This is a genomic window from Clostridium collagenovorans DSM 3089 (assembly GCF_900130005.1).
GTDB classification, from domain to species: Bacteria; Bacillota; Clostridia; order Clostridiales; family Clostridiaceae; genus Clostridium_D; species Clostridium_D collagenovorans.
Map to the genome: position 1 here is coordinate 219120 of NZ_FQXP01000003.1, position 12150 is coordinate 231269.

11 protein-coding genes are annotated in these 12150 nt (G+C 27.8%); all 11 read left to right on the top strand.

Features of this window, described 5'->3' with window-relative positions; translation table 11 throughout:
• The first annotated feature begins 136 nt into the window (after window positions 1-136).
• The 11 genes from BUA48_RS01075 (at window position 137) to BUA48_RS01125 (ending at window position 12030) form a co-directional block, all read left to right on the top strand.
• Window positions 137-775 (top strand): HD domain-containing protein, encoded by a 639-nt coding sequence (locus tag BUA48_RS01075; protein ID WP_072829205.1) that lies wholly within the window; start codon window positions 137-139, stop codon window positions 773-775.
• Window positions 776-854: 79 nt separating this feature from the next.
• Entirely contained in the window at window positions 855-2102 is a 1248-nt protein-coding gene (locus tag BUA48_RS01080; RefSeq protein ID WP_072829206.1) for an aminopeptidase P family protein, read from the top strand.
• 189 nt (window positions 2103-2291) lie between these two features.
• On the top strand, window positions 2292-3239 hold the full coding sequence (manA, locus tag BUA48_RS01085) for a mannose-6-phosphate isomerase, class I (protein ID WP_072829208.1): 948 nt from the start codon (window positions 2292-2294) through the stop codon (window positions 3237-3239).
• Window positions 3240-3393: 154 nt separating this feature from the next.
• Window positions 3394-3726, top strand: coding sequence for a YqfO family protein (locus BUA48_RS01090; protein ID WP_072829209.1), 333 nt, complete (start codon window positions 3394-3396; stop codon window positions 3724-3726).
• 342 nt (window positions 3727-4068) lie between these two features.
• Complete coding sequence (locus BUA48_RS01095; RefSeq protein WP_072829210.1) at window positions 4069-4626, top strand: DUF3867 domain-containing protein; 558 nt, start codon at window positions 4069-4071, stop codon at window positions 4624-4626.
• A 106-nt stretch (window positions 4627-4732) separates the two neighbouring features.
• Window positions 4733-6136, top strand: coding sequence for an MATE family efflux transporter (locus BUA48_RS01100; RefSeq protein WP_072829213.1), 1404 nt, complete (start codon window positions 4733-4735; stop codon window positions 6134-6136).
• A 330-nt stretch (window positions 6137-6466) separates the two neighbouring features.
• The gene (locus BUA48_RS01105) at window positions 6467-7141 is read left to right on the top strand and encodes a uracil-DNA glycosylase (protein WP_072829215.1); all 675 of its coding nucleotides are present in this window, start codon (window positions 6467-6469) and stop codon (window positions 7139-7141) included.
• A gap of 280 nt (window positions 7142-7421) precedes the next feature.
• A complete protein-coding gene (locus BUA48_RS01110) occupies window positions 7422-8642 on the top strand; it encodes a NupC/NupG family nucleoside CNT transporter (RefSeq protein WP_072829217.1) in 1221 nt (406 codons plus the stop codon).
• 231 nt (window positions 8643-8873) lie between these two features.
• The gene (locus BUA48_RS01115) at window positions 8874-9341 is read left to right on the top strand and encodes a DUF4358 domain-containing protein (protein WP_072829219.1); all 468 of its coding nucleotides are present in this window, start codon (window positions 8874-8876) and stop codon (window positions 9339-9341) included.
• 128 nt (window positions 9342-9469) lie between these two features.
• Window positions 9470-10876: an MBOAT family O-acyltransferase gene (locus tag BUA48_RS01120; protein WP_072829221.1), complete on the top strand. Its 1407-nt coding sequence runs from the start codon at window positions 9470-9472 to the stop codon at window positions 10874-10876.
• A gap of 14 nt (window positions 10877-10890) precedes the next feature.
• Window positions 10891-12030: a DHHW family protein gene (locus tag BUA48_RS01125; protein ID WP_072829223.1), complete on the top strand. Its 1140-nt coding sequence runs from the start codon at window positions 10891-10893 to the stop codon at window positions 12028-12030.
• Window positions 12031-12150 lie beyond the last annotated feature (120 nt).

Below are 12150 nucleotides of genomic sequence, written 5' to 3' on the forward strand. Positions count from 1 at the left end.
TTAATGGAAATAATAAAATGGATAATTTATATTTAGTATACTTTAAGCATTAGATTTTAAAAAAAGAATATAATACTAATTAAAAAGAAATTTTATTATAGGTGACAAAATATTAATTAAAGTAGAGGTATAACAAATGGATAACAAAGCTATATTTCAGGAAATTGAAATGCATCTTTTAGAGGATGAAAAGCCCTCTATTTTTCTAGAAAATTTAAGGGATAATAGAGTTTTAGAAAAAAGTGTATTTAAAATTTTAGGAGAGCTTGCATATGTGCCACAGGAACCAAAACATCATCCAGAGGGAAGTGTCTGGAATCATACAATGATGGTTTTAGATGAAGCTGCTTTAAGAAAAGGTTTAGTGAAAAATCCTAAGGTATTTCTGTGGTCTGCACTTTTACATGACATTGGAAAAAAGGATACAACGAAAATGAGACATGGAAGATTGACAGCCTATGATCATGATACTGTTGGAGGAAACATAGTAAAGGATATACTAAGTGAGGTTAGTGAAGATAAAGAATTTATAGATGATGTATCTAATTTAGTTAGATTTCATATGCATACTTTTTATATAACTAAAAACCTACCCTTTGCAGATAAAGAGTCAATGATAAAAAGCGTGGATATAAGAGAGTTATCATTACTTTCTCTTTGCGATAGATTAGGAAGAGGAAAGTTAACACAGAGAAAAATTGAAGAAGAAAAGGAAATGATAAATCGATTCTTAAATATAATGTCTTATGATTTAAAAGAAAGCATAAAATTATAGAAAGAGTTTTAATATTTGAATAATACGAAAAATTGTATTAATATAATATTGTAGTATAAAAAATGGGGGGAAGGTATACATGAACAAAGAATTTTTTATAAATAATAGAAAAAAACTTATAGAAACTATAGAAGATAATTCTGTGGTAATTTTATTTGCTGGGGATGCACCTTATAAATCAGCTGACTATAAATATAGTTTTGTACCAAACAGAAACTTTTACTATGTAACAGGTTTTCCAAGAGAAAATGCTATTTACATGGTAGCTAAAAAAGGTGAGAAGGTTTTAGAAAATATATTTATAGAAAGAAAGGACCCAATGGTTGAAAGATGGTTAGGTCCAAGATTATCTGTTGATGAAGCAAAAGAATTAACAGGGATTGAAAATATAAGATACATTGACGAGTTTAATAGTGAGTTTGAGCGTTACCCAGAGAGATTTGAAATTGACAATATCCTATTAGATTTAGAAAGACAAGAATACGGTAAAAGATCAACTATATCAGAGGATTTTGCTAATGAAGTAATTAGAAAATATCCATATTTAAGAATCAAGAATGTATTTAACGAAATTGGTGACTTAAGATTAGTTAAAACAGAAGAAGAAATAGATTTACTTAAAAAAGCAATTGCAATTACTAAAGAAGCAGTAGAAAATGTAATGAAGCATGCTAAAGCTGATATGATGGAGTATGAACTAGAAGCATTCTTTGATTATACATTAAAGAAACATGGAGTTAAGTTTACATCATTCAATACTATTATGGGATCAGGTCATAATGGAACTGTTCTTCACTATGAATCAAATAATTGTAAAGCTGAGGATGGAAGCTTAGTATTATTGGATTGTGGAGCACAATGGAAGTTTTATAATGGAGACGTAACACGTACTTTCCCTGTAAATGGTAAGTTTACAGAAAGACAAAAGGCTGTTTATAATGCTGTTTTACGTGCTCAAAAAGCAATAGAAGCAGCAGTAAAAGCAGGCGCTAAATGGAGCGATATAAACGAACTTTCTAAGAAGGAATTAGCAAAGGGATGTATGGAATTAGGATTAATAAAAGAAGAAAGCGAAGTAATTAAATATTACTTCCATACTTTTGGACATTCATTAGGACTTGATACTCATGATGTAGGAAGAGCAGATGAGTTAAAACCAGGAATGGTATTCACTAATGAACCAGGATTATATATTCCAGAAGAAGGAATAGGTGTAAGAATAGAAGACGATTTATTAGTAACTGAGGATGGATGTATTAATTTATCTAAGGATATAATAAAAGAAGTTGATGAAATAGAAGCATTTATGGCTAAAGTAAATAAATAATAATAAATAAACTAAGCTGTCTAAAGGAAGAATTTCATGATTATTAAGGTATAATTATACTAATAATATGCTTTAATATTATAAATTTAAATTTTAGGCAGCTTTTTTAGGTGGATTATGAATTCTTTATACAACTTAAGATATGTTTTTACATACAATAATTGTATATTAATATTTAGGAGATATTGAATGAATGATGCACCTATATTTTTAAGACCTATATTTAAGGAGGCTATTTGGGGAGGAAGCAATCTTAATAAGGTTTTTAAATATAATATACCAAGTGACTCAACCTCAGAGTGTTGGGGAATAGCAGCGCATAAAAATGGAGATTGTATTATAGAAAATGGAGAATATGAGGGCAGAACCTTAAGTGATTTATGGAAAAATAATAGAGAATTATTTAATAACTCAACTGCAGATAGATTTCCATATTTAATTAAGATATTAGATGCTAATAAGAATTTATCTGTTCAAGTTCATCCAGATAGTGATTATGCTAAAATAAATGAGAATGGTGAATATGGAAAGTATGAGTGTTGGTATATATTAGATTGCGAGCCTAATACTAAATTAATATTAGGTCATAACTGTAATAGCAAAGAGGATTTAATAAAGAGTATAGAAGATAATTTGTGGGATGATATATTAAGAGAGGTAGATATTAAAGCTGGAGATTTTATATTAATTCCTCCAGGAACTATTCATGCTTTAAAGGGTGGAACCTTAGCTTTAGAAATTCAGCAAAACTCTGATTTAACTTATAGATTATTTGATTATAACAGAAAAGATAAAAGTGGAAATTTAAGAGAGCTTCACTTAAAAAAGGCTTTAGATGTAATAAGAGTGCCTTTTGAACCAAGTTATATTGATGAAAGAGATATTTTAAAGAAAAATATTTCTATTGCTCAATATGTTAATAGTGATATTTTCAAAATAGAAAAGTGGTCACTTAAGGGTCAAAGTGACTTTGAAAATAAATCATATATATTAATAGCTGTTATAGATGGACAAGGACAAGTCATATATGGAAATAATATGGTTAATTTTTCTAAGGGACAGTATTTTATAATCCCAAGTGGATTAAAAAACTTTTCTTTGAATGGAGAAAGTGAGCTTATGGTATGCATGCCATAAAATTTAATAGGTATTACGAGAAATTCTGGTGAGAATATATAAATATGCTTACCAGAATATTTTATTTTTTAGTTAACAATTTATATAAAGGCTTTATTTTAAAAATTATTATGATAATATATAAATTAATAAAATGTAGATGGAGAGTGGATAGATGGATTTTTCGATTATAAAGATAGAGACCTTTATTCCTGTAAAATATGTAGATGTTTTAAGAGAAGAACTAAATAAAGTTGGAGCTTTAACAATTGGTGGGAATTATGATAATTGCATGAGCTACTCCATGGTAAAAGGTTCCTTTAGACCTCTAGAGAATGCAAATCCATTTTCTGGTGAAACTAATAAATTAAGTATAGTTGATGAGGCTAAGGTTGAATTTTCTGCTGAGTATAAGCTACTAAAAATAGTAATAGATACAATTAAAAGAGTACACCCTTATGAAGTACCAGTTATCAATGTTATACCAACCTTAAACATACCTTTGTAGAGAAATAAATATACTTTGTAATATTAAATCTACATCATCGTAATTTATTACATGTTAATTTTTAAAAACTTATAAAATATGATTGAAGTTTATTTAATGCAAAATATATAACATAGGATATAAGAGATGTAGCTTTATAGTATAGAAATTAAAAGGATTTTTAATCCCTATAATTATATGGTGTAACTACTTAAGTTGTTTAGAAAGATAGATATGATAAATTTATATGAAAACAATGAGTAGACATAATAAGTTAAAGTAAGTAATATAATATATGGGTAGAATTTTAGATTTTACTTGAGTAAAAACACTGCACATGATATTGTGGAAAGGAAGAAAAGTATGAACGAAATTATTGATTTTGAGCAATTGAAGAACAAAGCTAAAGACACTGATGTAGATAAATTTGAATTATATATGCAAGACTTATATTTTTCCATGGCACAAGGTGAACTTAATATGTTTGAATTTTCAAGACAAATTCAAAAGTATATGGAAGAAAATAATATATCTAATGAGAAGCTTTTAAATATACAAGAAAAGTTAATGAGTCGTTATGGAATAGGCATGGATGACGTATATGGTCAAATGAAAGATATGGGAATAGACACTTCTTCCTTAAACTTAGAGAATAATGACTATGAATCAATGAGAAAGACTATGGGGTTTTATGATAAGTATAAAAGCAGAATAAAGATGAAGCCTACAACGATCTATAGTATAAAAAATGATATTAATGATATAGAAATTTTTATTGATGAGGAAAATGTTACCTTAAGAAGTCATGAAAAAGTAAACTTGAGTGATAATGAGTTAAATGAGTTCTTATGTTCATATAAAAAATGTTTAAAAGATAAAAACTTAAAGGTGTGTATTTGTGATAATATGTATGAATATTAGTTCATACAATATTGTTGACAATAGTATTTAAATTTCATAAAATTTTAAGTGAAAGAAGTAAACCACTTTGAAACCCTTCAAAGTGGTTTTTATTATGGGGGGAAATATGAAAAATCTAAAGTTAAAAATTGGGGAATTGTTTAACGATAAACTGTTTTATAAGAGTTTATTATTTTTAGCTTTTCCTATAGTTATTCAAAATTTAATAGCATCATCATTAAATATGTTAGATACAGTGATGATAGGAAACCTAGGTGAAGTAGAATTAGCTTCAGTTGGTATAGCTAATCAATATTATTTTTTATTTAGTTTACTTATAATGGGTATAAGTTCAGGAGCATCAGTATTTATATCTCAATTATGGGGGAAAAAAGATACTGAGAACATAAAGAAAACTTTAGGAGTAGGTGTTATAAGTGGAATAATTATATCCCTTATATTCACAGTTATAGCTTTGACAATACCAGATAAAATAATAGGGATTTTTAATACGGATAAAGAGGTAATAAAAATAGGAAGTCAGTATTTAGTTATTGTATCTATAAGTTATATTTTCACATCCATTACTTTTAATTATGCTGCGGCATGTAGAAGTGTTGAAAATACAGTAATTCCTATGATTGCTAGTTTTGCCGGATTATGTTGTAATGCACTTTTAAATTATATTTTGATATTTGGAAAGTTTGGGGCACCTATATTAGGTGTTAGGGGAGCTGCTATTGCTACTTTAATCTCAAGAATTTTAGAGTGTGGAATTCTTATGATGTATATATATATGAAAAATCATATACTAGCTACTAGATTTAAGGATATGAAAAATTTATCCATGACCTTAATTAAAAGAGTATATGCAACTATTACTCCAGTGCTTTTAAATGAAGCTTGTTGGGGATTAGGAAATGTGACATATGCTATAATCTATGGAAGAATAGGTACTCACGCAACAGCATCAGTACAGATTTGTAGTACTGTATTAAATTTATTTATGATTGTCACCTTTGGATTAGCTAATGCTTCTGTTGTGGTAGTTGGCAAAGAAATTGGCTGTGGAGATGAGAAAAAGGGTAAATTATATGCAAAAAGACTTTGTGCAACTTCTGTTGTAGTTGGTTTAGTTTTAGCTTTATTATTAGGATCAACAGCACATTTGATATTATCTATATTTAATGTCTCTGATATAGCTTATTTTAATTCCATAAGAATTTTAATATTCTACTCACTAATTATGCCTATAAAAGTATACACTGGAATAATGATTGTAGGTATATTAAGAGGGGGAGGAGATGCAAAGTTTGGAACAATCCTTCAAGGAATAACTTTGTGGCTTATAGGAATTCCATTATCCTTTATAGCAGCCTTTGTTTTGAATTTAGAAGTTTATATTGTAGTTGCTGTAACCGGTATTGAGGAATTAATTAAATTTATAGTTATATTGAAAAGATTTAAGTCAAATAAGTGGATTAATAATGTAATAAATGATATTGAAGAGAAGAGTACAATTACTGTATAAAGTTTGATATTAAATCTGTGGTAGAGTTGAAGTAATGCATAACTTAAGATATTTATAAAATAATTGTGAATATTTTAGTTTATGAATTTAATTTCTAGTATCACAGATTTTTTATTTTAGAAAAAAACAACTATATATTAAATTTGAAAATATAAAAATAAGTATTTTGAATTATAACTTGCTTTTATGGTAATATATATTTTGTAATATTAAAATCAAATTGATCCATTTTAGCTTATATTAATCCCTTTAAAACTACAAATATAGGATTAGTTTACTTAATGGAGAAGATAAAATAAATTATTGACTAGTTAAAGAAGGTAATAAAAAATGATTAAATTTAATAATGATTGGGATGAATTATTAGGCCCAGAGCAATATGAAGAATATTATTTAAAATTAAGAGAATTTTTGAAAAATGAATATAGTAGCAAGGTTATATATCCTAATATGAATAATATTTTCCAAGCCTTACAGGTTACTTCTTATAAAGATACAAAGGTGTTGATTTTAGGGCAAGATCCATATCATGGACCTAATCAAGCACACGGTATGGCATTTTCCGTGAATGTAGGAGTAAAAACACCACCCTCTTTATTAAATATGTATAAGGAATTAAAAGAGGATTTAGGATGCTGCATACCTAATAATGGATATTTGATGGATTGGGCAAAACAGGGAGTATTGCTATTAAATACTGTTTTAACTGTAAGAGATGGAGAAGCTAATTCTCATAAAGGAAAAGGATGGGAGATTTTCACAGACAAGATAATTTCCTCATTAAACGAAAGAGAGGATCCGGTTATTTTTGTATTATGGGGCAATAATGCAAAGGATAAGACAAAGTTAATAACTAATAAAAGACATATAATTTTATCAACAGTACATCCAAGTCCATTATCGGCTAGTAGAGGATTTTTTGGATGTAAACATTTCTCAAAGATAAATAATGCTTTAATATCCTTAGAAAAAAATCCTATAGATTGGCAAATAAAAAATGTATAAACTATGATCAAATAAAAGAGAATACTCTTAAGGGTATTCTCTTTTATTATTAAAAAAATTGTATAAAACATTAAAAATAACGGATATTTTTTAGAATAATTCAAAAAAGATAAAAAAACCGAAAATAATTATGAATAATTATTGAATAAAAAGTCAAAAAAGTGTATATTAAAAAAGTTCCCATAGAATAATATACAAATGATAGTTGAACAAAGAAAAATACCAATGAATTATCTTTTACATTCTTAGGGAGAGAAAGTACTATACGAAGGAGAACAAAATGAATAAGTTTATAGGAATAATAGGAATTCTAATTTTTTTATTAATTGCATATTTAATTTCTGCTGATAAAAAGAAAATAAATTGGAAATTAGTATTAATGGGAATGGTATCCCAAGTTATATTTGCACTTATTATTTTAAAATTACCAATAGGACAAAAATTCTTCCAAGGCATTAGTGATGCTATAACTAGACTTCTTAATTACGGTGCAGAAGGTGCAAGCTTCGTATTTGGAGATTTAGTAGATACAAATAAGTCAGGATTTATATTTGCTATACAGGTATTACCAACTATAGTGTTCTTTTCTGCTTTAATGAGTGTATTATATCACATAGGTATAATGCAAATTATTGTAGGCGCTTTATCAAAGGTGATATGTAAATTATTGGGAACAAGTGGAGCAGAAACTTTATCTGCTGTGGCTAATATATTCGTAGGACAAAATGAGGCTCCTTTAATGATAAAACCATATATACCATCAATGACAAGGTCAGAATTGTTTTCTGTTATGGTTGGAGGTATGGCTACTGTTTCTGGTGGTGTAATGGCAGGGTATGTAGCTATGGGTGTAAATGCCGGACATTTATTGGCAGCAAGTGTTATGGCGGCTCCTGCAAGTTTAGTTATATCTAAAATTATGTTTCCAGAAGTAGATGTTCCTGAAACTAAAGATAATGTAAAAGTTAAAACTGAAAAAACTGCATCTAATGTAATTGAAGCAGCAGCTAATGGAGCTTCAGAAGGAGTTCAATTAGCATTTGCAGTGGCAGGGATGTTAATTGCATTCGTAGCATTAATAGCTTTACTTAATGCTATACTGGGATGGTTTGGTTCATTTGTAGGAATGGATTATTTAAGCTTAAACTGGATATTTGGAAAATTATTTGCACCTGTAGCATATTTAATGGGTGTACCTACTGGAGATATATCAATGGCTGGAAATCTATTAGGACAAAAGGTTGTTTTAAATGAGTTTGTTGCTTATTCAGGATTAAGCACAGAAATTGCAGCTAATGCATTAGCTCCTAAGACAATAGTTATCTTAACTTATGCTCTTTGTGGGTTTGCAAACTTTAGTTCTATAGCAATTCAAATTGGAGGAATAGGTGGTTTAGCTCCAAGTAGAAAGTCTGATATAGCTAAATTAGGATTAAAAGCAGTTTTAGGTGGTACATTAGTAACATTTATTACAGCGACTTTAGCTGGATTACTTTTCTAGAGAATTAATAAAATATATTTTAAAATAAATGAAGCTTACTATAAAGCTTAAAAGGATTAAAAACCTATAAAAATTAATTTATTTAATTTTTATAGGTTTTTTTAGGTATAAATTTAGGCTAAATGTTACAAAATATACATTAAGGTTACATAATTTATATTTTGTTGAGGCTTAAATAAGGCTATGATATAATTTAATAAATACAAATACTACATTTAAGGAGAGAGTGGCGTGAAAAAATTAATGACATTATTTATATCTATTATTGCTATTTTTGCATTAGTAGGGTGTGGAAATTCAAACAAAGACGTAAAAGTTGTACCGGTTAAGGATTTAATGGAAAGTGTATCTTCAAAGGTTGAAGCTAAGCTTGCTCCACCTTTTGAAGGAGAAAATATCGAAGAGATTTATGGTCTTAAAGCTGATGACTATGATGAAGTAGAAATAAGAAAATCTCCAATTAATGTTCAAGCTAATGAAATCATAATAGTTAAAGCTAAAGATGGTAAAGTAGATGCAGTTAAAAAGTCTTTAGATGAACATGGTAAAGCACTTGAAAAGCAATGGTCTACTTATTTACCAGAGCAATACGAATTAACTAAAGCTAGAGTTGTTGGTAATAAAGGTGATTATGTTTACTTAATTATTGATTCAAATGCTAAAGATTTAGAAAAGGAACTTTTAAATAACTTAAAATAGAAGTTTATATTAAAGTTTTTTAAAGATATTTATTTGTATAGAATATTTGAAAATTGAAATAGTTAAGCTTATTTTGGTGAAAAATTACATCATCAAAATAAGCTATTTTTATTCGAGGAGAAACAGGGATGGTTTTTAGTAGTCTTTTATTTTTAACAATATTTTTGCCATTAACTATTTTTATATATTATATTTCTCCCAAGTTTTTAAGAAATACGATTTTATTTGCAGTAAGTTTGATTTTTTATGCTTGGGGAGAACCTATATATGTATCAATAATGATTTTTTCTACTGTGGTAGACTATGTACATGGTTTATTAGTGGAGAAATATAGAGATAGACCTAAAGTAGCTAGAAGGTTTGTTATATCTTCTATGATAATTAACTTATCACTATTAGGTTTCTTTAAATATAGTGACTTTTTTATTAGTAATATAAATTCATTGTTTGGTAGTAATATACCTTTATTACAATTAGCATTACCTATAGGTATTTCATTTTATACCTTCCAAACTATGTCTTATACTATAGATGTTTATAGGGGGGATGCAAAGGCTCAAAGAAATATAATTTCTTTTGGAGCTTATGTAGCATTATTTCCACAATTGATTGCTGGACCAATAGTTAGATATAAAACAATTGCTGACCAGTTAGATCATAGACATGAGAATGTAGATAGTTTTGCACAGGGTGTAGATAGATTTGTTATAGGTCTAGGGAAAAAGATTTTACTTGCAAACAATATAGGGTTACTATGGAATGAAATTTCTTCAAAGGCCTTTGGTGATCTGACAGTTGTTGCTGCCTGGTTAGGAATTATAGCCTTTACTTTCCAAATATACTTTGATTTTAGTGGATACTCTGATATGGCTATTGGTCTTGGAAAGATGTTTGGATTCACTTTTCTTGAAAACTTTAACTATCCATACATATCAAAAAGTATAACTGAGTTTTGGAGAAGATGGCATATGTCTTTAGGAACTTGGTTTAGAGAATATGTATATATACCTTTAGGTGGAAATAGAGTTGGAAAAGTTAAATTTTATAGAAATATATTTATTGTATGGTTTCTTACAGGATTTTGGCATGGAGCAAATTGGAACTTTATATTTTGGGGATTGTACTTTGCAGTTATATTAGTAGTTGAAAAGACTTTCTTACTGAAATATTTAGAAAAGGGACATAATATTATTGCTCACATTTATACAATGTTTTTAGTTATAATTGGATGGGTGTTATTCTCCTTTGATAACTTAGCTAATTTAGGAAATTACTTAAAGGCTATGTTTGGTATAGGTGGAATACAATTTATTAATAGTGAAGCTGTATATTATTTATATACTAACTTAGCATTGTTTATAATTTTGATTATTGCATCAACTCCTTTACTAAAAAATGTTTCTGAAAAAATTAAGAATAAGAATGAGAAAATCTACTATGTATTAAAGAATATAGTTATTGTTTTAATTATAGTAGTGAGCTTTGCATATCTTGTTGATGCAACTTATAATCCATTCTTATATTTTAGATTTTAAGAGGAGGATTTAAGATGAAGCTATCAAATAAGATAACAACAGCATTATTTTTAATATTTATATTTGGAGGATTTGTTTTAAATGCTATTTCACCAAGCAAAGGGTTTTCAGAAGAAGAAAATAGATATTTAGAGCAAAAACCTAAATTTAGTTTTGCTGATTTGAAATCTGGAGAATATACTTCGAAGTTTGAAAAGTATGTAACAGATCAAATTGTATTTAGAAATTTCTGGGTTGGATTTAAATCGGATATGGAGTCCCTAAGAGGTATGAAAGAAAATAATAGTGTTTTTGCAGGAAAAGATGGACATCTATTAGGTAAATTTGTAAAACCTAATGGAGAATTGTTAAATACTAATATAAACAGTGTAAACTCTTTTAAAGATAATAATAAGGATATACCTGTTAGTTTAATGGTTGTTCCAACAGCTACAGAGATTTTACAAGAGAAATTGCCTTATGGAGCACCTACCTTTGATCAAAAGGCAATTATAGATTATATAAAAGACAATATAAGTTCAGAGGTTAATTTTGTAGATGCATATAATGAACTTCTAGTACATAATAAAGAGGATATTTATTATAAAACGGATCACCACTGGACATCTTTAGGAGCCTATTATGGATATGTTGCTGCCTCTAAGGCCTTAGGGTTTAAAGCCTTAGATATAGATGACTTTAATAGAGAAGTATTAAGTGAGAGTTTCTATGGAACTACTTACTCTAAGTTTAACAATAAAAGAATTGAACCGGATAAAGTAGAGGCATTTTATCCAAAACAAGATGTTGAACACAGATTACATTATGTTGATGAACAAGAGGATCATGAGGGATTATACAGAAAAGAGTTTTTAGCGAAAAAGGATAAATATTCAGTTTTTTTAGGTGGAAACCATAGTGAAGTAGAGATAAAAAACAAAATTTCACAGGGTGAAAAAAAGGATAAGAAATTACTTGTAATAAAGGATTCTTATGCACATAGTATGATGCCTTTTTTAGCAAATCATTATAAAGAAATAGATATGTTAGACTTAAGATATTATAAGAAAAACATAAATGAATATATAAAAGAAAATCACATAGATGAGGTTTTGGTATTGTATAATGCTGATAACTTTACAACGGACACTTCTATAAAGAGACTTTCTAAATAATAGTGGTTGTCATTAATCAAAATATAATATATAATCGTAGTTAAATAAAAGTCCATTAATAGTTAATATTAATGGACTTAAATATATGCTTTAAAGTTTTATTAAGAGTATATATTTATA